Origin of the sequence: Paenibacillus sp. PDC88 (assembly GCF_900106725.1) — a bacterium.
Taxonomy (GTDB): domain Bacteria; phylum Bacillota; class Bacilli; order Paenibacillales; family Paenibacillaceae; genus Paenibacillus; species Paenibacillus shunpengii.
Map to the genome: position 1 here is coordinate 110,761 of NZ_FNNT01000011.1, position 22,115 is coordinate 132,875.

At 44.6% G+C, this 22,115-nt stretch carries 23 protein-coding genes and 1 pseudogene; 10 read left to right on the plus strand and 14 right to left on the minus strand.

The genetic code is table 11. The features are described from left to right. Positions 1 to 157: 157 nt before the first annotated feature. On the minus strand, positions 158 to 1,132 hold the full coding sequence (locus tag BLW49_RS24455) for a glycoside hydrolase family 43 protein (RefSeq protein WP_090727460.1): 975 nt from the start codon (positions 1,130 to 1,132) through the stop codon (positions 158 to 160). Positions 1,133 to 1,536: 404 nt separating this feature from the next. Between BLW49_RS24455 and BLW49_RS24460 the strand changes: the two genes are divergently transcribed. After that, a complete protein-coding gene (locus BLW49_RS24460) occupies positions 1,537 to 2,460 on the plus strand; it encodes an ArsR/SmtB family transcription factor (RefSeq protein ID WP_090727462.1) in 924 nt (307 codons plus the stop codon). A gap of 121 nt (positions 2,461 to 2,581) precedes the next feature. On the opposite strand, the gene BLW49_RS24465 is transcribed toward BLW49_RS24460, so the two are convergent. Then, a complete protein-coding gene (locus BLW49_RS24465) occupies positions 2,582 to 3,169 on the minus strand; it encodes a TetR/AcrR family transcriptional regulator (protein WP_090727463.1) in 588 nt (195 codons plus the stop codon). A 171-nt stretch (positions 3,170 to 3,340) separates the two neighbouring features. Between BLW49_RS24465 and BLW49_RS24470 the strand changes: the two genes are divergently transcribed. The 3 genes from BLW49_RS24470 (at position 3,341) to BLW49_RS24480 (ending at position 6,999) form a co-directional block, all read left to right on the plus strand. Beyond that, a complete protein-coding gene (locus tag BLW49_RS24470) occupies positions 3,341 to 4,111 on the plus strand; it encodes an SDR family NAD(P)-dependent oxidoreductase (protein WP_090727465.1) in 771 nt (256 codons plus the stop codon). A gap of 267 nt (positions 4,112 to 4,378) precedes the next feature. Further along, complete coding sequence (locus BLW49_RS24475) at positions 4,379 to 5,560, plus strand: glycerate kinase family protein (RefSeq protein WP_090727467.1); 1,182 nt, start codon at positions 4,379 to 4,381, stop codon at positions 5,558 to 5,560. Then, a complete protein-coding gene (locus tag BLW49_RS24480; RefSeq protein WP_256209936.1) occupies positions 5,557 to 6,999 on the plus strand; it encodes an SLC13 family permease in 1,443 nt (480 codons plus the stop codon). Before BLW49_RS24475 ends, BLW49_RS24480 begins: the two co-directional genes overlap by 4 nt. A gap of 244 nt (positions 7,000 to 7,243) precedes the next feature. On the opposite strand, the gene BLW49_RS24485 is transcribed toward BLW49_RS24480, so the two are convergent. After that, complete coding sequence (locus BLW49_RS24485; RefSeq protein ID WP_076315325.1) at positions 7,244 to 8,263, minus strand: Gfo/Idh/MocA family protein; 1,020 nt, start codon at positions 8,261 to 8,263, stop codon at positions 7,244 to 7,246. A 63-nt stretch (positions 8,264 to 8,326) separates the two neighbouring features. Continuing rightward, positions 8,327 to 9,106 carry a sugar phosphate isomerase/epimerase family protein gene (locus tag BLW49_RS24490; protein WP_090727468.1) on the minus strand — a complete coding sequence of 260 codons (780 nt, stop codon included), beginning with the start codon at positions 9,104 to 9,106 and terminating at the stop codon, positions 8,327 to 8,329. A 251-nt stretch (positions 9,107 to 9,357) separates the two neighbouring features. On the opposite strand from BLW49_RS24490, the gene BLW49_RS24495 reads away from it, so the two are divergent. Both BLW49_RS24495 and BLW49_RS24500 read left to right on the plus strand, forming a co-directional pair. Beyond that, positions 9,358 to 10,167: an AraC family transcriptional regulator gene (locus BLW49_RS24495; RefSeq protein WP_090727470.1), complete on the plus strand. Its 810-nt coding sequence runs from the start codon at positions 9,358 to 9,360 to the stop codon at positions 10,165 to 10,167. A gap of 82 nt (positions 10,168 to 10,249) precedes the next feature. Continuing rightward, positions 10,250 to 11,137, plus strand: coding sequence for a spermine/spermidine synthase domain-containing protein (locus BLW49_RS24500; protein WP_090727471.1), 888 nt, complete (start codon positions 10,250 to 10,252; stop codon positions 11,135 to 11,137). A 58-nt stretch (positions 11,138 to 11,195) separates the two neighbouring features. On the opposite strand, the gene BLW49_RS24505 is transcribed toward BLW49_RS24500, so the two are convergent. The 5 genes from BLW49_RS24505 to BLW49_RS24525 all read right to left on the minus strand — a co-directional run bounded on the left by BLW49_RS24505 (position 11,196) and on the right by BLW49_RS24525 (position 15,225). After that, entirely contained in the window at positions 11,196 to 11,879 is a 684-nt protein-coding gene (locus tag BLW49_RS24505) for an ABC transporter permease (RefSeq protein ID WP_076315321.1), read from the minus strand. Further along, positions 11,872 to 12,795: an ABC transporter ATP-binding protein gene (locus BLW49_RS24510; protein ID WP_090727473.1), complete on the minus strand. Its 924-nt coding sequence runs from the start codon at positions 12,793 to 12,795 to the stop codon at positions 11,872 to 11,874. The genes BLW49_RS24505 and BLW49_RS24510 overlap by 8 nt, the downstream gene beginning before the upstream one ends. A gap of 199 nt (positions 12,796 to 12,994) precedes the next feature. After that, positions 12,995 to 13,930 carry a sensor histidine kinase gene (locus tag BLW49_RS24515; protein WP_090727474.1) on the minus strand — a complete coding sequence of 312 codons (936 nt, stop codon included), beginning with the start codon at positions 13,928 to 13,930 and terminating at the stop codon, positions 12,995 to 12,997. Between the two features lie 2 nt (positions 13,931 to 13,932). Continuing rightward, on the minus strand, positions 13,933 to 14,628 hold the full coding sequence (locus BLW49_RS24520; protein ID WP_090727476.1) for a response regulator transcription factor: 696 nt from the start codon (positions 14,626 to 14,628) through the stop codon (positions 13,933 to 13,935). 186 nt (positions 14,629 to 14,814) lie between these two features. Continuing rightward, on the minus strand, positions 14,815 to 15,225 hold the full coding sequence (locus BLW49_RS24525; RefSeq protein ID WP_090727477.1) for a MerR family transcriptional regulator: 411 nt from the start codon (positions 15,223 to 15,225) through the stop codon (positions 14,815 to 14,817). Between the two features lie 266 nt (positions 15,226 to 15,491). On the opposite strand from BLW49_RS24525, the gene BLW49_RS24530 reads away from it, so the two are divergent. Further along, positions 15,492 to 16,532 (plus strand): NAD(P)-dependent alcohol dehydrogenase, encoded by a 1,041-nt coding sequence (locus BLW49_RS24530; protein ID WP_090727479.1) that lies wholly within the window; start codon positions 15,492 to 15,494, stop codon positions 16,530 to 16,532. Between the two features lie 162 nt (positions 16,533 to 16,694). Here BLW49_RS24530 and BLW49_RS24535 read toward each other — a convergent pair whose 3' ends face one another. The 4 genes from BLW49_RS24535 to BLW49_RS24550 form a co-directional block, all read right to left on the minus strand. After that, positions 16,695 to 17,561, minus strand: a complete 867-nt coding sequence (locus tag BLW49_RS24535) for a pentapeptide repeat-containing protein (protein WP_090727481.1) — start codon at positions 17,559 to 17,561, stop codon at positions 16,695 to 16,697. 16 nt (positions 17,562 to 17,577) lie between these two features. Continuing rightward, positions 17,578 to 17,907, minus strand: a complete 330-nt coding sequence (locus BLW49_RS24540) for a PadR family transcriptional regulator (protein WP_090727482.1) — start codon at positions 17,905 to 17,907, stop codon at positions 17,578 to 17,580. 123 nt (positions 17,908 to 18,030) lie between these two features. Beyond that, positions 18,031 to 18,738: a hypothetical protein gene (locus BLW49_RS24545; RefSeq protein WP_090727484.1), complete on the minus strand. Its 708-nt coding sequence runs from the start codon at positions 18,736 to 18,738 to the stop codon at positions 18,031 to 18,033. A gap of 334 nt (positions 18,739 to 19,072) precedes the next feature. Then, entirely contained in the window at positions 19,073 to 19,666 is a 594-nt protein-coding gene (locus tag BLW49_RS24550) for a TetR/AcrR family transcriptional regulator (protein ID WP_076315313.1), read from the minus strand. Between the two features lie 217 nt (positions 19,667 to 19,883). Here BLW49_RS24550 and BLW49_RS24555 point away from each other — a divergent pair, with 217 nt between their 5' ends. From BLW49_RS24555 to BLW49_RS24565, 3 genes are read left to right on the plus strand one after another with little or no spacing between them, the layout of a single operon-like run. After that, the gene (locus BLW49_RS24555) at positions 19,884 to 20,465 is read left to right on the plus strand and encodes an NAD(P)H oxidoreductase (RefSeq protein WP_090727485.1); all 582 of its coding nucleotides are present in this window, start codon (positions 19,884 to 19,886) and stop codon (positions 20,463 to 20,465) included. 60 nt (positions 20,466 to 20,525) lie between these two features. Further along, a complete protein-coding gene (locus BLW49_RS24560) occupies positions 20,526 to 21,158 on the plus strand; it encodes a nitroreductase family protein (RefSeq protein WP_090727487.1) in 633 nt (210 codons plus the stop codon). A gap of 23 nt (positions 21,159 to 21,181) precedes the next feature. After that, positions 21,182 to 21,646, plus strand: coding sequence for a VOC family protein (locus tag BLW49_RS24565; RefSeq protein WP_090727488.1), 465 nt, complete (start codon positions 21,182 to 21,184; stop codon positions 21,644 to 21,646). A 336-nt stretch (positions 21,647 to 21,982) separates the two neighbouring features. Here BLW49_RS24565 and BLW49_RS29335 read toward each other — a convergent pair. Next, positions 21,983 to 22,099: pseudogene (locus BLW49_RS29335) on the minus strand (IS30 family transposase); the annotation flags it as partial. Positions 22,100 to 22,115 lie beyond the last annotated feature (16 nt).

The following is a 22,115-nucleotide window of genomic DNA, read 5'->3' on the forward strand; positions in this document are numbered from 1 at the left end:
GAGGAGCTTGCCTAGGAGTGCTCCCGTACAGGCATAAAAAACATTAATAATATTTATGTTAATAATTAATGTTTTTGTAAACATAGCATAAATCATAGCGCTTTCATTGTCAACCACTTTTATCCATTACGCGCAAATTTATTTGTAAGCCGCTGGTTTAGCGGCTTACTACTCCACCATCGGGAACAGGAACACCAAAGTCCGGGAGCCCGTCTTCGTTCCAGTCGAATACTTGGGCGCGGGCATGACGGTTCGGATCGTACAAAGGATCCCCTTCTACCTCTTTATAGTTTCTTGCATGATAAATGATGATATCCTGAGACCCATCCGGAGAAACAGTGAAGCTGTTATGCCCCGGTCCGTATTGTCCTGTCTCTTCATTCGTAACAAACACAGGATCAGGCAGCTTAGTCCAGCTGTCAGGCGACAGAAGATCGCTGTCTTCATCTGCATAGATTAATCCCATAGCATAATTATAGTCTGTAGCGCTCGCTGAGAAGGAGATGATAATTCTACCATTTCTATGTATCACCGCAGCTCCTTCATTTACTAGGAATCCGATCTTCTCCCAATCATGAGTCGGCTCGGCAATCATAACCTGTTCTCCCTTAAGAGTCCATGGATTCTCCATCTCAGCAATATAAAGATTGGAGTTGCCGACAATATCAGGGTCCTTCTGAGCCCACACGAGATAGCGCTTACCTTTGTGCTCAAAAGACGTAGCATCCAGTGCAAAGGATTCCCACTTGGTCTTGATCTGGCCCTTCTCTGTCCATTCGCCTTCTAACGGATTCTCTGAAGCGTTCTCCAAGACAAACATCCGATGATCGAACAGACCTTCTACTGTCTCTGTTGTTCTGGCTGCAGCAAAGTAGATATACCACTTATTATCTATGAAGTGAATTTCGGGAGCCCATATATTTGCGCTCATCATGCCCTCATCATATTTGCGCCATACTACAACCGGCTCGGCCTCTCCCAGCTCCTGAATCGTCTTCGCTCTGCGAACTTCGATTCTGTCATATTCCGGAACGGAGCCTGTAAAATAATAATAGCCATCTGAATGTTTGTATACCCAAGGATCAGCCCGTTGAGGTATAATAGGGTTAACAAATTGAATTTCATTTCCCATGGATGTCAATCTCCTGTCTCATCGAATTGATTTACACAATTGTTTATTAATTCATAAATACATTCATTAATTCACCTAAATATTAGAATGAATTTTTCCTTCTGTCAATTACATTTTCGTTATTCATTTACATACACCTTAACCTTTTCTTGATTTCTAATTAGAAAACAGTTTGTATATCTCCGTGCTTTCAGCAGGTCTCTTTATTTTTATTTCATTTAACTGCTGGACAAACAGCTGCTTTAGCGCAAATGATCCTTACTTTCATCGCTTTGACAGCAGGTTATCTTCTCTTAATTAGTTGAATAATACCTTGTGAACGTGCGGAGAATCATATATTATAAAGTTCTACATGTATGATTTACATATACATTAATAAATCATCGCCGTTCGGAGGAATAACATTGAGAATTGAATTAGCTGAACAGAATTTGCATATATTTGAGGCGATCTCTAGTAATGTACGAATTCAAATCGTTCATCTCCTGTCACAGAAATCAATGAACATTAAGGAATTGGCAGAAGCGCTAGGGCTTAGCAGTGCGATCATGACTATGCATGTAAAGAAATTAGAGAAGGCTGGAATCATTGAATCAACAATGACTCCTGGCAAAGGCGGCGCTGCCCAGAAGGTATGCTCTCTCAGTATGGACAATCTTGAAATCGCATTCCCGATCAAGGATGTCATTCCAAGAGAGATTCGCAAAACCGAAATATCCATTGGTCACTTTACTGATGTACAGATCCAGCCTACCTGTGGAATTTGCACCCGGGACTCCGTCATCGGAATCTTCGATGATCCACGCTATTTTCTCGATCCGGATCGTCTCAATGCCAAAATATTGTGGTTCGGACAAGGTTATGTCGAGTATAAAATTCCAAACTATCTGATGGGTGACGAGGTTCCGGAAGAACTGGAAATCTCAATGGAGATTTCTTCTGAAGCTCCGCTTACCAATAATCACTGGCCATCTGATATTACGTTCATTGTAAATGGTGTTGAGGTAGGGATGTGGACAAGCCCTGGAGATTTCGGGGGCAAAGGCAAGCTGAACCCGCCTTGGTGGTTTGAGAGTGTCAATCAGTACGGTTTACTGAAGCATCTCATTATTAAAAAAGAAGGCACATTCATGGACGGCATCAAGTTGTCGGATGTCACGATTGATGATATTGGCATCCGCAACAGCTATTGGTCCTTCCGTATTGCGGTTAAAGAAGATGCTGAGCATATTGGCGGTGTGACACTGTTTGGCTCCGGCTTCGGTAATCATAATCAAGACATCATCTTCCGCCTGTACTACACCACGAATACCGAGAAACCGGAATAATAAATTTTAGAAACACTTCTCTACCAAGCAGAAAGACATCGATAGACTTTGCAATTATCATGCAAAGCTCGATGTCTTTTTTATGCCTTCTCACATCTGCACAATGTCAGATAACATTCATTTACTTTTTTACATAAAAGGTCTTGGTCGATACAAGCATCAGCTCCACAATCTGCTCAGACATATACTGCGGAGATTCCTTGAACCCCTCTTCGATCCAGCGAATGATAAAACCAGCTATACCGTGTGCTCGGAAAATGTATAACCACTTCGGATCCACGTGGGCACCTTCATCCAGCTCATAAACATATTCCATAATAAACAGCTCCTCGATGGCCTTCGCCATGCGATAACGAAAATCTACCCGAATATGGTCACTCAGCAGCATTTTGTACAGTTTTGCATTGTTTTTGAAGTACGAGAACAAGGTAATATCCTCGGTTGGCATTTCATTTAGATTCACTTTTATATCGGATTTGTAAGGGTGCCTTATCTGATGAACCATCTCATCAAGGACATCCTGAATGATTTCCTCAAGCAGATCTTCCTTCGTTTCGAAATTAGCGTAAAAGGTTCCTCGATTATAATTTGCAATACGCACAATTTCAGAAATTGTAATCTGGTCAAACGGTTTGTGGAACAATAGGTCCAGACAAGTTTGTTTGATCGCATCCTTCGAGCGCTGGACACGCTTATCTATTCCCGTCATGGTATGACACCTCGGTTCTTATAAATACATGATTTGAAAATCGCACTATACAAATGGTATGGATTTGTACAGTAACAAACACACTAGGAATGACTGTTCATTGATAGTCACAATTTCTCCATATATAGTGAAGACGAAGAGAAAATAAAGCGATTACTAGGAGGCATATATATGACATTTCCTGTATTAGAAGGTAAAGTAGCCATCGTCACAGGCGCCGCTATGGGTATGGGCGAAGCCACGGCCAGACTATTTGCTGAAGCCAAAGCAAAGGTCGTCATTGCAGATTTTAACGAAGAAAAAGGACGTGCAGTAGCAGAGTCCATCAAAGCAGACGGCGGCGAAGCAGCCTTCGTCAAAGTTGACGTTTCCAATTCGGAGCAAGTACAGGCCATGGTTAAGTTTACGGTTGATACTTATGGCAAGCTAGATGTTGCAGTCAACAACGCAGCACTAACACCTGACGACAAGCCGGCGGCTGAATTTGATGAAGCTTATTGGGATCGGTTAATGGCCGTCGACCTTAAAGGCGCTGCTCTATGCATGAAGTATGAACTGCAGCAGCTTGTCAAACAAGGAAATGGCGGTTCCATCATCAACATTTCATCCGTAAGCGGTTACCGTCCTCAACCGAACAACATTGCTTACGTCGCAGCCAAGCACGGAGTTGTCGGCATGACCAAAGTCGCTGCACTGGAATACGGCGCTCAAAATATCCGTGTAAACTCGGTAGCTCCCGGTGCAATCGACACTCCTATGCTTCGCGGTGCATTAGAACAATTTGGCTTCACTGAAGAAGAATATGCGCCTCAGCTGAGCTTGCTTAACCGTTTTGGACAACCAGGTGAAATTGCTCAGGCCAGTCTATGGCTGGCATCTGATGCTGCATCCTATATTACGGGTACAACCATTCACGCGGATGCAGGTTATACCTCCCGTTAATCATCATGTACAGAGGACCGAAGAGATTTTCTTCGGTTCTTTTTTCGTTCCCAAATACTTAGTATACCAAAATCTAACCCGATCTTCGGCAAAATAAAATTATGGTAATCAGCAGTTATAATGACCCTCTTCTCATATTACTTCCCTTTTCTATCTCATTTCTAATGCTCCTCTCATGGTTCTCTCATTTACGAAATGTACATTATTTAACAAGGATTTTACATAAATCCTGAAGTACAAAAATGTTCTTCATTGGAGGAATTACAAATGAAAATTGTCATTGTACCGTCGGGCTTTAAGGAGTGTCTTGATGCCGAAGAGGTCGCGAGCGCCATGAAGCGCGGGGTTAAGCGATTCGACCCTTCGATTCAAATGGACGTAATCCCTATGATTGATGGAGGTGAAGGTTTTGCAAAAACAATTGTTAATCTGAAAGGAGGGGAACTAATAACGCAAAATGTAACCGGTCCTGTAGGTGAGCGGATCGACAGCTATTTTGGGGTATATGAGCAAAACGGCAAACGAACAGCTGTCATAGAGATGGCTGCAGTCTGCGGGTTACGGCTGGTTCCACGTACACAGCGCAATCCCTTAAAGACGACGACGTATGGTGTAGGTGAGCTAATCCGTGGCGCACTCGATCTGAACGTGGACCATATCCTCATAGGCTGCGGAGACTCCGGTACCTCAGATGGAGGAGCGGGTATGGCCGAGGCACTCGGTGTACAGTTCTTGGATAAAGCAGGTGAAGTGATCCATATTCATGGCGGAGAAGACTTGTTAAAGGTAAGCTCGATATCCACCTCTGCCCTGGATGCTAGAATTCATGACGTATTAATCGATGTCGCCTGTAATTGGAATAATATCCTGTGCGGAGATCAGGGCGTTGCCCGGGTGTTCGGACCTCAGAAAGGCGCGACTCCTGAACAGATCGATATACTATCCAACGCACTTGAGCATTATGCTTGTCTCATCCAGGAAGCTGTAGAGACGGATGTTCGTAAAATTCCCGGTGGAGGCGCCTCAGGAGGATTAGGGGCAGGACTGCTTGCATTTACGGGTGCACGACTTCACCCCAGATTCAGTATTATCAAGGACTATATCCAGATCGAAGAAAAAATTGCACATGCAGATGTCGTGCTGACGGCAGAAGGCAGTCTTGATTTCCAAACGCCAAATGGTAAGATCCCTTCAGAAGTAGCCCGAATCGCCAAGAAGAATAATATTCCCGTTATCGCCCTCACCGGGACGATCGGCAAGGGAGCAGCCCTTAATTATCAGGCGGGAATAGACGCCTACAGCAGCATTATTCCAAGACCTGTATCGATGGAAGAGGCAATGAGAAAAGCACCAAAATGGATCGAGGACAGCACAGAATGTGTACTAAGACAGGTTACGATTGGCTTAGGGATTGCCCACAAAAAATATCGTGAACGAGGCGGGCGATGAACTCTACAATAGAGCGTAAGCTCACGAGCACGATCGCCTTGATCCAAGCATCACCTAAGTCATTTGTCGTCTGTATTACACACCTGATTATGCTGATTCTCCTCCTGTTTATGAATGACCTGGGTTACGAAGGAAAGGCTGCTCTATTCACCTTCTTGTCTGCCATGATCCTATGGATCACGACCAAGATACCTGCTGGATTTATAGCCCTGTCTCATACAATGTTTATCATTTTATTAAATGCAGCTGAACCCGAATTACTGTACCATTCACTTGCAGAAGAAGTCGTGTGGCTCATGGTCGGCTCCTTTATTATTGGCGCAGCAGCGAAGGACTCAGGTATTACGGCAAGATGGACTAACGTTTTATTGAAACGATCCAAAAATAAGTCCGCTGTTCTGTACGGATTAAGCTCCCTCCTTGCAGCCACTGCGTTCTTCATACCTTCGACGTCAGGAAGAGCAGCGCTATCCCTGCCGATTCTTCAGCAGCTGGGCGGCCCTTTTTCTAAGATTGAACAAAAAGCACTCGCTATCCTGGCACCTGTTGTTATATTAATGAGTACCTCTGCTACGCTGATTGGAGCAGGCTCTCATCTCATTGGAATCGGTTTGCTGGAGAGCACCACAGGTCAGTCGATATCCTACACTCAGTGGTTTGTCTGGGGAGTTCCATTTACCATTGTCATTACAGCATGTACGGTGTGTATTATTGTGTGGGTTCTATGGCCGAAGCATATCATTCAAGAAGAGAATCCAAGTCAGCAGGCTCAGGCTCATGACAAGGCGGTGCCGCCTTTAAATGATAAAGAAAAAAAGATGCTGATCCTCATTCCCCTCTTAATTATCGGCTGGGTTACGGAGAGCATTCATGGCTTCGATATCGCCTTTGTTACGATGGCTGGCGCCCTGTTCGTTATGATGCCAAAATACGGAGTTATAGGCTGGAAAGAAGGAATGAAATCCGTCTCGTTAAGCTTGATATTGTTTGTTGCTTGCGCCACTGCACTCGGACATGTCCTAATGGATACCGGAGTTATTACCTGGCTTGAGCACCGGATGATGAACACTCTCCAGCTGTTTGCAGAAGCTCCAGAGTGGCTCATCGTTCTTATGATCCTCCTGATCACTGTCACAAGTCATTTATACATTACATCTCATACGACACGTGCGATCGTCTTCATTCCCAGCCTGCTGCTGTTTAGTGAGAGTATGGGGCTGAATCCGGCAGCGACGGTTTTTCTAAGTCTCGTTGGTCTGAACTACTGCGTTACCTTTCCTGTAAGTTCGAAGGCGCTACTCTTATTTTACGAGGAAAATGAAGCTTCCTACGATGCTCGTCAGCTCTTGAGAATTAGTCTGATTCTCATGCCGATCTATATTCTGATCATGATGCTGTTTTACTTTACTTACTGGCAGTGGACTGGACTGAGCCTCTGATATAAAAACAAAAAATAACGGCGGCGAGAAATTCTCGCCACCGTCTTCATCTGTTATATCGTGCAGATACATTTTATATGTCGTAATAACCGCACACTATATGTCCCACTGCTTGCAGAGGGTATACAATCTATGAGCAATTGTCTCACACAATAGATAACTAGTTACGGAGGTTTAAAATTACAAAGAACCCTTTGAGTTATACTCAAAGGGTTCTTTAGCTTGCTATTATTGAATATTGAATTTACAGCTTGATGATCTGACCTGTCTTCTGCGATTCAAACGCTGCCAAAATGACATTCAGAGATTTCAGTCCTTCTTCTCCAGAGATAGAAGGCGGCGTATTGGTAACGATGGATTCAACAAAGGCATCGATAACACCACTTGGTACTTGTTTTTCATTCGTAGCCATGGCTCCAACTTTGTACGTCTCAACCGTACCATTGGTCAGTTCAACAATAACCTCATCACCGTTAACTGTTCCGATCTTCATCACGCCGTTCTCGCACCACAATACGGTACTGTTGTCCCCGCCCTTGTACTGGGTCCAGCTGGCTACCAATGTGCCAACCGCTCCGCTCTTCATACGCAGGATACAGGTAGCGTTGTCGTCCACTTCCGTGCCTTCCTTATGCAATGTGCTGATAAAGCCGGCAACTTCGGATACCTCATCGTTCAGCAGGTAACGAATAAAGTCTGATTTGTGTACGCCCAGGTCGCCCATCGCGCCCATAATTGCTTCTTCCTTGCGGAAGAACCAGCTGCCAGCGCCGTCTACACTCCATGCTTCCGGACCTGGATGACCAAAAGAAGTACGGAAAGTAAGCACTTTACCAAGCTTACCGGACTCAAGCAGTTCCTTGGCCTTCACGTGAGGCGGCATGAGACGCTGGTTGTGTCCTACCATCAGGAACACACCATTCTTCTTCGCCGCTTCAATCATTTGCTCGCCTTCTTCAGCTGTGCAAGCCATCGGTTTCTCGACAAGCACATGCTTGCCAGCATTGGCTGCTGCAATCGCCATAGAAGCATGCAGATAGTTCGGCGTGCAGACGCTTACCGCATCCACTTCTTCATTTGCAAGCAGCTCTTCATAGCTCGCATAGCCTTTACCGCCGTAAGTCTCTGCCATTTTCTCTGCACGCTCAATAATCGGATCTGCAAATGCAACGAGCTCTACTTGTTCATTCGCCGCATACTCTGGAATATGTCTACGCTCAGCAATAGCACCACAGCCGAATACGGCAACTTTGATTTTTGTCATGTTGGATCTCCTTTAGTGAATTTAGTTAGTTTAGTAGTTGATTGAATAGACGGAATTGAGCAATTAGCTCAATTTACTAAGATAGTTATCTTTTACCCAATTGTAGCTGTTCTCAATGCTCTGAAGCGGTGGGTTCTGACATACATCCTGTTCTACAATCAGCCACTCTACTCCTGCTTGATCCGCTGCTTCAATAACAGCCGGCAGATTAACAGAGCCTTGACCCAGCTCAAGAGTCTTCATTTGACCCTGCTCGTCCTTGGAGAAATCCTTCAGATGCAGCAGTGGCAGGCGGTCTGTATATTTACCGATGTACTCGATTGGATCTTGACCTGCGAATTGTACCCAGCATACGTCCATCTCAACTTGAACCGCCTCAGGGGAAGTCTCGGCGAACATGGCATCAAAGGCATTGCTGTCTCCAACCGTGCCATGGAATTCGAAATCATGATTATGATATCCGAAGATCAAGCCTTGCTTGCGAACCTCTTTACCAATCTGCTCAAGCTCAGTGAACAATGCTGTCCAGCCTTCCGCAGTTTCCGGGCGGTCCTCCGGCATGAGGAATGGGCAAATCATATACTCAGCCCCGATGGTTTTGAGATAATCAATCTCCTTCTGCAGGTCAGCACGCATCGCATGAAGGGACACATGACTGCTGAAGCCCTTAAGACCGAGATCGTCCAAAAGCGCTTTCATTTCTTCTGCAGGAATGTCACCGTAACCGGCAAATTCAACACCTTCGTATCCAAGGTCAGCTACTTTCTTAAGTGTTCCTTTGAAATCTGCTGCGGTTTCTTCACGAAGTGTGTACAGCTGTAGCCCGATATTGATCTTTCTCATGATCTATTACCTCTTTCTGTAGTAGGATAACTAACTTAAACATCTGCATATGCACTAAATCGCTAAGTTTTAGAATGGTTCGCATCCAACCTAGGATGTTTACTAAAACCCTTTCGTAAATCCGGGTCACCGACATCCGTTTGAATCGAACTAGTTACATTGTAAGTCGAATTGGGCTAAAATGAACATATCCAATATGATCATAACATGAACTATTTGCTCATTATTTTGACAGGAGGCATAGAATTCCAGTGGATACGACCCTGCTCCTATGTGATTATTCCTACCATTACAAGCCATTCATTCAAAATACAAAAAGCGGATTGCCCCACTACCTCTTTCGGCTGCAAACGGAAGGAAGCTGCAAAGTGTATTCACTGGGTCAAGAGCACACGCTCACCACTGGTGACCTTCTACTGCTGAAGCCGGGAGATGACTATCATCTTGTCGTAGAAGAGCCGACAAACGAAGGTCGTTTATCCAGCGGAGACTATTATCTATTCTGCCAGGGACCCTGGATTGATGACTGGTGGCACAGAAGAAGATCCCGTCCTGCGGTCAGCCAGGTTGGCCTGGATGAGAAGCTTATCGGACTATGGCGCAATCTGCTCCTAGAAAGACGACGGGGTTCATTAGAGGAGAACACGGAGCTGGAGGATGTCCTGCTTCGCGGCTTATGCCTATACATCGACAGAGCGATCTCTGAGAATGTACAGACTGGACTCAAAGGAACCTCTACGCTAAAGCTAAGGCGATTCATCGAGGAGCATGCGACAACCTCCTTCAAGCTGGAGGAAGCAGCAAGCTACGCGGGGCTCAGTCTATCTAGTGCCGTTCGTTTATTCAAAGCTCATTATGGAAAAACCATGATCCAATACGCTATTGAGATCCGGCTGAAGGCAGCCGTGGAACAAATTAAATACAGCAACGAGATGACGCTGGAGCATATTGCCGAAATATGCGGCTTTGCCAGCTATTCTTATTTTCACCGGGTATTCCGCGCGCATTTCGGCCTATCCCCTGTAGAGTACCGTAACCAAATCGTTGATTCACCGCTTTAACTATTTTTAAGATGAATGACTTAGAAGATGAAATACTCATCCGATTAATGAATTAATGAATCCCTTTTGAAGAGGAGCGCATATGGAACGAGATAAAGAAACGAGGACTCAAATTGAAGAGGATAACCGAACCGTCTTTGCCTTGCTCAGCCATTATCTGAATCAAGCGCCTGATCTTATCACCTCAGAGGAGATTCAGGAAATTACGGCGTACGGTGTTACTGAAGAATATGCCTTTAACGTGATTTTGGCAGGAGCGTTCGGACTTGATATTAACGAGCATGCTTATCATAAAGAGCTGTTTGACCATTATTTTATGCGTATGACGCATAAGCTGGATATGAGTGAATACTACAATAATCCCTACTATAAGAATATTGAGATCCCTAACGTCCAGATCGGTAACAGCCGGTTAAAATATGAGCGATACAAGCCTTACGAGGGCTTTGTATGCAATGACATCATTCGTACGGAGGAGGGAAGGCAGCTGCCGCAGATCGGCTTTTTCGATGAGGAATTCAGGTTCCCTGCCGTTCTCGAAAATGACCGGATCTGGATGACCATTACCCCGAATGAGATCGAAACGATGAAGGAGCCGGTTGAAGCAGCCTTTGGCCGTGTGCTGACCTTCGGTCTTGGTCTTGGCTATTACGCTTATATGGTATCCATAAAAGATAACGTGAGCAGCGTCACCATCGTCGAAGCGAATGAGCATGTCATTAGACTGTTCAAGAAGCACATTCTGCCTCAGTTTGCTCAAGGACATAAGATTCATATCATTCAAGCGGATGCATTCGAGTATGCGGAGCGCGAGCTGTCCTCCGGTGCATATGATTATGTCTTTACGGATTTATGGCATGATGTGTCCGATGGAGCGGAGCTCTACTTGCGGATGAAGAGTTATGAGCAGCATAGCCCAGAAACGGTGTTCTCCTATTGGATTGAAAAATCCATATTATGTTACCTCTGATGAAAAATAGCGATCATCTTCAATTTGGAAGATCATCGCTATTGATCTATAATGCCGGTTAGATCTCCCCTATACGGGTATCTACGGTTGCAATCGCCAAGTATACACTTCCCAAGCCGAGCAGACATAACACGATGTTCACTAGATCTGTATGAAGATCCATATCCAGCAGGAATCCGAAATTTTGAAATTGCATCAGAAATATGGCGCATAGAACCGCTGGAATGGTGGCTCTCAGCCAAACACCGAAGATAAAAAATGGAATGAGACTAGCCAAGGTGATAATAATCGATTGGATCAGACTTCGACTGAAATAGGCTGCAATATCCGATAAGCTGAGCTGTCCGTCAATAAAGTGGAAGCTCTGATTGAGCAGGAAGGTCGCTGCTCCAGACAAGATACAAGACACGAACGTGCAGACAAACACGAAAGCCGCGATAAACAGAACCTTAGCCAGCATTAGCTTTCTCCGGCTTATGGGGTAACCAAAGGATAGAGACATCGTCTTATATTTGTATTCCTCAATGACTACCTGATTAATAAGTGAAGCTCCGAACAGAATAAACCCCATTTGAATCGACATCATGAGTGTAATTACGGTTTCATAGCTCTGCCCAAATTCAGGCAGCGTTCTTATAAATATCATCGGCATAAACATGATCACTAACGTATAGATGACTACCTCACTGATCACCATCTTGCGCTTCAGCTTCTTCCATTCCAGTGCCATGAGCTTAACCAACTTTGCCACCTCCGTGAATTTGTCCATAAAAGTAGTCTTCCAGGGAATGACGATGCTTCTGAATCGCCTCAATGTCCACGTCATGCAGAATCAGCATTTTGGAAATCTCACTTTGGGCGATCTGCTGATCATAGATTCGTATCTGACGGTCATTCATTATCTTCATGTTGTTAATTTGGAGCTTATGCTCCAGCAAAAAGGCAGCCGTGTCCACATCCTTCGTCGTAATTTCAATATAATTGGTCTGCATCTTCCGAATGTCTTCAAGATTCACTTCATTAACTAACTTCCCATCCTTGATAACGCCAATCCGGTCTGCTACCTGCTCAATCTCCCCTAGAATATGACTGGACAGGAGAAAGGATATTCCATATTCCTTGTTCAGCATCCGGATTAAATCTCTCATATCCTTAATACCGATCGGGTCAAGTCCGTTCGTAGGCTCATCGAGAATAATGAGCTCCGGCTTGGTGATCATTGCTCTTGCAATGCCCAGGCGCTGCTTCATCCCCAGCGAATATTCACTGACCATTTTTCCTTCCTGCCCATTTAGATGCACCATATCGATCGCCTGCAGTATTGCTTTTTTGTCGTAAAAGCCCAAGTATTCACAGTGAAGCTGCAAATTGTCCATCGCCGTCAAGTGCTCGAAGAAGATCGGATACTCGATAATGCTGCCTACCCTCTTCAGTCCGGACTTCTCTGCCCTAGTCAGTTTTTTGCCAAACAACATAATCTCACCTGAGGTAGGTCGCATAATGCCGGTCAGCATCTTCATGATGGTTGTTTTACCTGCTCCGTTTTGTCCGAGAAAGCCGTATATCTCACCTCTTCGGATGTGAAGGTTCACACCTGATACAAGCTGTCGGCCACGAGAATGTTTCGTTAACTGTTCCGTCATCACCACATCATCCATCTTCTCTTTCCTCCTCTATTTCTGCGTTCCTCTTCTTAGTTCTATCATAGTCAGTCACATTTGCTTTTTTCTTTCCCATTCCTTACATGTTTCTTAAGTTTCATAAAAAACGAGTCGTTCAATGAAGTAAGGTGGACGTCTCTTGTACATCAATCAAAAAAGAGCTGCTCCTCGTTGAACACCTCTCCTCTGATCCAGATCAATATGTAATATGTTTAAAGTGACAAGTGAAGCTTGTTCTCTCATACGGCCTGCTGCTCACATGAATAGTCCCCTTCATCGCTTCGGTCAAACGTTTGGATATACTGAGTCCGAGCCCGCTTCCTTGGAACTGTGGATTCCTGGCATCATCCAGCGTATACAGCCGTTCAAACACCTTGGCTTGATCATGTTCTCCGATTCCCTTGCCCTTATCCCACACCTCCAGGCTCACCGTGCCATCCTGCTCTTGCAGTGTTAAGCCAAAGAGACCTCCATCACTTCCATACCGGATTGAATTCGAGATTAAATTACTGATGACCCGGTTTAAAGCATCCTCATTGCCCAGAATATATATTGGACGCTCCGGGATGGCCACCTCGACTTGTAGCTTCTTCTCCAGGAGCAGCTCGTAAAAATCCAGAATGTTCTTCTTACATATTTCATTGAGTGAAATTTTGCTCAGAGGAACCACGTAGTCGTCAGATTCCAGCTTAACCAGATCGAAAAATTGATTCAGAAGCCCTGTCAGACTCCACACCTTATCATGAAGCCGTCCCATCAGGACGTGCCTGTCCTCGTCTGTTAGGTGATCCGCATATCTTAATTTCTCTACATATCCCAATATCACGGTGAGCGGCGTCTTTAGATCATGAGACATATTGGCAATCAGCTTGCGTAAGCTGTCTTTGGCCTTGATATAATCGGCGCTTAACTTCTGGTTATGATCGAGCAGACGATTGATCTGGACCAGCAGCTGCTGCAGCTCCTGTTCTCCAGTAGGAAGCAGTACCTTTTCCGCCGTCTCCAGCCGGATAATTTCATCCATTTTTGTGCTGATGTCGGTCACAGCTGCCTTCGATCTCCTTCGGGACATATATTGAATCACGATGACAACAATTAATAGGATAATAATGACAAATAGGAAGTTCACCATTGTTACTCCCCCAGCTTATAACCGATGCCCCATATGGTACGAATATACTTAGGCTCGGAAGGATTCTCTTCAATCTTCTCGCGAAGTCTTCTAATATGAACGTTAATGACATTTTCATTGCCATAATACTCGTCTTCCCAGATCAGATTGTACATCTGCTCCTTCGTAAAGACTCGGCTCTGATTCTTCATCAGCAGCTTCAATATTTGAAATTCCTTGGAGGTCAGCTGGACGGTGCTATTCTGTAGCTTTACAGTAAAAGAATGAAGATCGAGAGAGAGCTCCTTGTAATGGAGCATGGATGGAAGGGAACTGATGTCTGTTGGAAGATACTGCGTTGATCTGCGAATTGCGGCATTGACTCTGGCCGTTAATTCGATCATCGAAAATGGCTTGCTGATGTAATCATCTGCACCGAATCCGAGACCCAGCGCCTTGTCCAGATCACTTCCTTTGGCCGAGATGATCAGCACAGGGATGGTACTGGTCTCTCTTACCGCTCTAAGCAGCTCCATTCCGTTCAGTTTAGGGAGCATTAAATCAAGCAGGAGCAAATCCGGTTCTATAGAATGAAAAAGTGCCAGCGCCTCTTCTCCGTCGAAGGCGGCGTCTACTTTATAGTTCTCCTGTCCAAGCGCACTTGCTATTAATTGATTGATTTCCACGTCATCCTCTACCAGCAGGATTCGCTTCTGCATCCGAACACATCCATTCCTTTGAACTGAATCACTATTGAAGGTATATTGTTTCTCTCCTTATTTCTATGCAGTCCACTCTAGTTCCTGTCATTGCAGAATGAAGGGACCAAAACCACCTGAATGGAAGTGTCCCCAAAGTTAGACAATGCTGACATTGAGGGCACAATTCATCTCAGGTGGTTTTGCTTAATGAGGGCTCGCTATCTTGTTGTTCTTATGAATGGCTTCTGTTCCGGCATCGAGTGCGGTCTTATAGTACAAGCATTTATGTTCAATCACTTCCATTGTCTTCTTCAGTTCTTCCATCTGGGCTTCTACCCTAGTTCTTCGTTCGATGAACATATCGTGTCTCTGCTGTAACGTGTCATCTCCATCCGAGCACCAATCAATAAAGCTCTTAATTTCTTTGATCGGCATTCCGGTTAACTTCAGACATTCAATAATTTTTAATGTATCCACATCGGATTGCTTAAATAATCTCTTTCCACTAGCCGTCCGTTCTACAAAGGGCAGCAGTCCCTCCTTGTCGTAATAACGCAAGGTATACGGTGTAAGGTTCAATTCTCTGGCTACTTCACTGATCGTGTATGTCTTCATGCAATATCTCCTCTTCTCCTAAACATAGACTTCGAGTTAACTCTAGGTAAGTGAGATTTTATCAAGGACAAGAGAAGCTGTCAAAGCAATGATCTGCGACTTAGGAACGATTTTAGCAAAAACTCCTTCTTCATGTCTTGACTTAGAGTTAACTATAACGATTACCATGGACAAGCAAGAGGAGCTTCGAGACATTTCCATGTAGATCAGGCAGTCGCCTTCCTCTTGAACGGCGTAAACTATCATCATTTTAGGAGGTTATATTTATGATAACGGCTAAAGCACGAGCAGTAGATGGTCCAGACCAATCCTTCCGAGCAGCTGAAATAAAAAGACGGGATCTCGATACCCATGATATCCTGATTGAAATTAAATACGCGGGCATTTGCCATTCTGATATCCATACTGCACACGGTGAATGGGGCGAAGTAAACTACCCCCTCGTACCTGGACATGAAATTGCAGGAATCGTAGCCGATGTAGGCTCCGAAGTGACCAAATATAAAGTTGGGGACCGGGTAGGCGTGGGCTGTATGGTTGACTCCTGCGGGGAGTGTGTGAACTGTCGTAAAGGAGAAGAGCAATACTGTCTCCAAGGGAATATTCCTACCTACGCGGGTGTGGACAAGTATGGTGAACCTACACAAGGAGGATATTCTACCCATATTGTCGTTACAGAAGGATTTGTCGTTCGGATTCCGGACAACATTGACCTTGACGCAGCGGCTCCACTACTCTGTGCTGGGATTACCACTTATTCGCCGCTTCGCCGCTGGGAAGCCGCTCCTGGCAAGAAAGTCGCTGTGGTTGGCATGGGTGGTCTTGGTCATATGGCGGTTCAAATTGCACATGCGATGGGTGCTGAAGTCACCGTTCTGTCCCAATCTCTGAAGAAGAAGGACGATGGTTTGCAGCTTGGCGCAGACAGCTACTATGCTACAAGTGATCCGGAGACATTCAAGAAACTGGCGGGAACCTTTGATTTAATTATTAATACGGTAAGCGCTAGTTTGAATATGGATGCTTATTTCTCACTGCTTACCCTTGACGGAACATTGGTGAACGTCGGTGCGCCTGGAGAGCCGCTGTCCCTTAATGTCATGTCTCTCATTGGGCATCGCCGTTCCTTCGCAGGCTCCATGATTGGCGGCATCCGTGAAACACAGGAAATGCTCGATTTCTGTGCAGAGCATAATATCGCTCCGAAGATTGAGGTCATATCGGCCGATCAGATTGACGAAGCATACAAGCGGGTCCTCGCTTCTGATGTGAAGTACAGATTCGTTATAGATACCAGCACAATGTAAGAAGCAAGAATGAGCATCTTATCTAATCAGGGCTCTTGATCGCTCGTACGGAATTAAAAAAGGCCGGCCTACGATAAAAGTAGGTCGGCTTATTGATTTATTTTGTACAGCTGATCGACTATTGCTTAATTCGGCTGTTTGCCCGCTTCATTTTTACAAGGCTTATCTTACAATGACTTTGGATAGGTCCGCTTCCATACCTTTGAGTGCCGCATAAGTCAATTTATCCATCACCGCATTGTCGAAGCATATCGTCTTCATCATACGGTAATATTTCTTAGTCAACGTAAATCCGGGCTGGAAGGAAACATCTCGCAAAATCGCTTCTTTAAATGAAGCACCCGCTAAAGCACACTTCTCAAATCGGACACCAGTAAAGCTCTGTCCGTCGAAGCAAAGTCCGGTGAGGTCTGAATTCTTGAAATCCACCCCAACGAAGATGCAATTCTCAAATGTCGTCTTTCTAAGATCGGTTGTGATGAGCTTGACGTCCGTCAATCTTGCCCCGACAAACCTCACACCATTCAAGCTGGAAACGCTGAAATTGGTCCGTACCAAAACGGATTGATTAAAGCTCGCATTGGATAGATCAAGTGATGAAAAGTTGCAGTCCGTCAGGTTCGCTCCATCAAAATTAGCATCCCGTACATCGCTGCTCGAGAACGTGCTTCCCGTCAAATCCGCGTTGGAGAAGTCAGATCCCTGCAGTGCACTCGACGCAAATTTTCCTTTATGTACCTTAACGTCAGCAAAGTCGCTCTTGGATAAATTACTCGCACTGAAGTTCGTGAGCACCTGCCTCTCCAGCGTGCGTGACAGGCTTGCTACCTCCTGTACCGTTTGTTCGATGTCACCGATACTATCGATCGTCATCTCGAAGGCCGTTTGCTCGTCCTTGCCCTGCTCTTGGAGTTCCCGATACCGGTCATTCAGATCATGGAGCAGATCATTCTTCAGTTCCTCCACGCTCTTGACCCCATCATACGGTGCGAGCACGGCATTTAAATAATTGACCAACTTCTCATCCATAGGATCGATCAGCTCCTCATAATAAGTCCTTAAGAACTCGCTTCGCATATTCCCAGTTTTCTATATTACGATGATACGTTTCTCTGCCCTTATCAGTGATTCTGAAATATTTCCGTCTTCCACCTTGCGATTCATCGCCCCAGTACCATTCAATATCACCCTCTGCCTCAAGCCGCCTAACACTGGAGTACATCGTCGCTTCCTTTAGTTCATATTCTCCGCCTGAACGTTCTGCAATTAATTTGACGATTTCGTATCCGTAACGATCAGCCTCGGATAATAAGCGTAATATCATCGTATCGGTATGTCCGCGCAGCAGGTCGGAGGTAATTTTATTGTTGCTCATCTCAGCACCCCCACCATTTCATGATAGTTTAAACTACTGTGACTGTAAAGGTAATAGGGATATAAAGATAAACATGACGCTTGCTCTAATTGTTCAGATAGATATTTCTCCAATTATATTGATTTAATTCATTTCATTAGCTGCATTTTTAAAAATTTCAAAAAAATACATTAAACTTAACTCATTAGGAGCCACCATTGTCTTCATCACCAGATTATATGGTTTGAGAGTCATTTCTTTTGAGCCTGCGATATTCTTTATAAAAGGTCCATCTTCTGAATGAACATCCCATTCTCCCCCGAGATGATGTCTTGTAATCTCCCCGAAACAGTAGCTAACTGAATATATATCCTCTCTCGATATCTCCTTTTTTAGTAAATTGTCTAAAGTCAATATTGATTGGGGATTGTTCAAGTCAATATTATTTTCACTTATAAAAGACTGTATTGTAATATTCCACTCACTTCCTAGAAAATTATCTGGAGAACTTTTAACCCCAACCTTTATGGTTTCAAACCAATCCATAGCAAATTTTTCTGTTACCTCTACTATAGATTCTAATTCTTCTCTTAGAGTAGTTTCATCTGAATAAACATGGACTTGTTCTATCCGATCTCTCAGAAAGGCAATCGTATTTCTAGAAGAAGTGCCCTTTCGGTACTCACATCTTATTGCATTTTTGTACCACTCACTTTTTTCAATTTCGATGTATTCCTTTACCCCACCAATCTCTCTTATAAAAGTCCAATTAAAATCCGATTTCTCATATTTAAATCCAAATTGAGCAAATCTATCAACTAGAATTTCTTCAATATACTTCGTAATATTCATGAAATACCCCTTTCATTCTGAACGAACACCATGCCCCTCCCGCGACCGGACTTTCACCACCTTGGGATGCGTGCCTCTGGACTCGCTAAGCATATAAAAGACACAACCTTGAGGTTGTGTCCCAGACTGAAGAGAAAAAAGCTTCTTGTGAGAGTTTTTAGTTAGACACTCCTGCAAGTGATGGAGAATGATTGAATTGGTAGACCAAATCGTAAAGATCGCCCTCAAATAGCCTGCTTGGCCAAGTGTAGGGCCATCTTTCTCATATTCTGAACAGCGGTCGTCATCAGGCTTGTTCACATTCATTTGTGTCAGTGAGACGTTAAAAACGGATCTATTCCCTAAAAATTCGCGCGCTGAGCTGCGTAAGGAAGCTCGCCCAATTCTCTTGAAATTGCGGGTCGGTAGATTCGGTCCCGGTAACCATTTTAGTAACATCGCCTAAGATCAGAGGATAGTTGGATAAAGAAATAAGAGCTAGCGTCAGCATAACCGGATCCAGATCTTCGGGAACCAGACCGGCCGCCTTCTTGGCTTTCATATCGTCCACATAGGCATGAAGCGCGGCCTCTCTCTTTTTCTTTCGGTTAGGCTGTTCGGGCTGTTTCTCGAGAGCTTCCCAGGTGGTAAATCTTAAAAAATCCATCCTAAGCTGGGCATTGACTTTAAACCGGTGTTCCGCAATATGAACAGGATCGGTAGGATTCATGGAAGCCCACTCCGGCTCTTTATCCGGAATTTGCTCTAACATGGCCTCGAACAGGTCTTCTTTACCTTTGAAGTAGTGATAAAGCAATTGCTTTTTCACGCCGGCGCCCGCCGCTATGGCCTCCAAACGAGCTCCTGTATATCCTTTTTCGAAAAATTCTTTACGTGCCGCAGCGAATATATTGTTCCGCGTACGTTCGGCATTACGAATCTCCCCCATACGCTCAATACCTCCAGTATTTTTATAAATGTGTGAGTCATAATCTCCATGATCATAAGGTTTAAATGAACAATTAGTCAAGTTGAATTGATTATTTGGTAATTTTAACTTGACCTTTGTAAAATTATAACTTACCATAAGTAAAGTAATAAGTATAACTAGCTTGTTACGGGTTAGCTTCTCTGCACACATCCTAAGAAAGGAGGTTCATTTCACGATGAGGATCTTATCGGTTGTATGCCACCCGAGAACAAATTCTTTGACTTTTGCTGTCGCGGAGCGCTTCGTCCAAGGATTGAAGGACGCCGGGCATGAATCGGAGGTGCTGGATCTGCACCGGCACGGTTTTAATCCGATATTAGGGGAAGCCGACGAACCAGATTGGTCGGACAGCCGCAAAATCTATTCGCCCGAAGTGGAAGCGGAAATGGAACGAATGAGGAAGCATGATGCGCTCGCGTATATCTTTCCGATCTGGTGGTACAGCATGCCGGCCATGCTCAAGGGGTATATCGATCGGGTTTGGAATAATGGTTTTGCATACGGAGCGAATCAGTTGCATCATCGGCAAGTTTTATGGCTAGGTCTTGCAGGAGCTCCGCCGGAACATTTTGAGAAAAGACAGTACGACAAGATGCTCAGCCAGCATCTGAATGTAGGGATCGCCAGCTATTCGGGCATTCCGGACTCCAGAGTCGAAATCCTGTACGATACCTTGAATGAGAATGCAGAGTATCGTCAAGGTTTGCTGCAGCAAGCTTACCGGTTAGGTTTGGAATACTGTCGGAAACCAGCTTAACGGGATGTTTCGTCGGATTAAAACTATTTAAATATAATAAAATGATGAGGTGTAACGGTTATGGTAAACGCTGTGGAGCAGAGTGTTATTCAAGTGATGAAAGAACGCGGGAGCGTAAGAAAGTATCAACCGGGTGTGGAGATTCCACCAGCTACCTTAAAAACCATCATAGAAGCCGCGGGTTCAGCACCATCGGCATGGAATCTTCAGCACTGGAAATTTGTCGTGATTCAGAATCAGGAAAACAAGAACCGCATCTTGCCCGCAGCCTACAATCAACAGCAAGTGGCAGACTCTTCAGCCGTCATTATTGTCTTGGGTGACACGGAGGCGAATAAAAATGCGGAAGCTGTATATGACGAAATGGTTCGGTCGGGGGCTATGACGGAAGACGTCGTGAACAATATGGTGAATGATGTCAACAATTATTACGAGAATGTCGCAACCGCCGGCGTACACGATGCCATACGAAATGCTTCTTTTGCAGCGATGCAGCTCATGCTGGCAGCAAAAGCTCACGGGATTGACACATGCCCTATGGGTGGCTTCAACGCGGATGCACTTAGAGAAGAATTAAATATCCCAGAACGCTATATTCCAGTCGTTATGGTGGCAATGGGATATGCAGAACAACCTGCGTACGCTACGAACCGTTTTTCAGCGGATCAAATCGTGATTAACGAAAGGTTCTGACGGTAACGAAGGAGACATTTAGCATGACTAAAAGCATGTTAGGCACAACTGCCGTTGCGCAAATAGCGTTGCTCGTCCATGATATTGAATCAGCGAGTCAAGCGTATGCCGATTTCTTCGGCATCGATAATCGCGGTTGGTTCTGGTCAGATGAGTTTGGAATTACACTTACGGAGTTCAGAGGGAAGCCGACCGAGGGACGTGCCAAGCTTGCGTTCTTGGATATGGGATCGATTCAGTTGGAGCTCATCGAGCCGGACGATCATCCGTCCACTTGGCGTGAATCCTTGGACCGTCATGGCGAAGGCTTTCATCATATCGCCTTTTTCGTTGAAGGAATGCAAGAGAAGATCCTCCTGATGGAGCGTGAGCACATGCCTGTTCTGCAAAAAGGGGAAGATGCCGCTGGACAATACATCTATGCTTATATGGATACGTCCTCCAAGCTGAAGCTGCTCATTGAACTTCTCGAACATCAGAAAGAGTAAGAGGTAATTAGCTGCCAAAACCTTAGCCGACGGTTATATCGCTAAGGTTTCTTTTTATTCCTTAAATCGGTCCCACAAAAACAATGGTTTCTAATATTCATAAGTGGAGATATGTCGACCGTCAATGGCTTAGGCATGTCAGTTAGACCACAAGCTTGATATTCGGGAGAGAATACATTTTTTTATAATCAACGCGGAAGTAAAGTTTGTAACCATTATTTTTCAGCAGGAAAATAAAAATTGCAACTGGATTTCACCGCCTCCATCTCAAGCACGCCTCCATATCTTCCTTTAATATCACTCATTGCCATTAATAAATGCTTTTTATAGATGTTGTCAATCCAAGTGCGACACTTCATTCTCAAAAGATTCGTCAGCCGTCTTCCATCCTAAACATTTTCTTGGTCAGTTGTTAATGAGATGGAGAGCATGTTCTAGTTCTTTTTCAGATATGGCTTTATGTCATCCT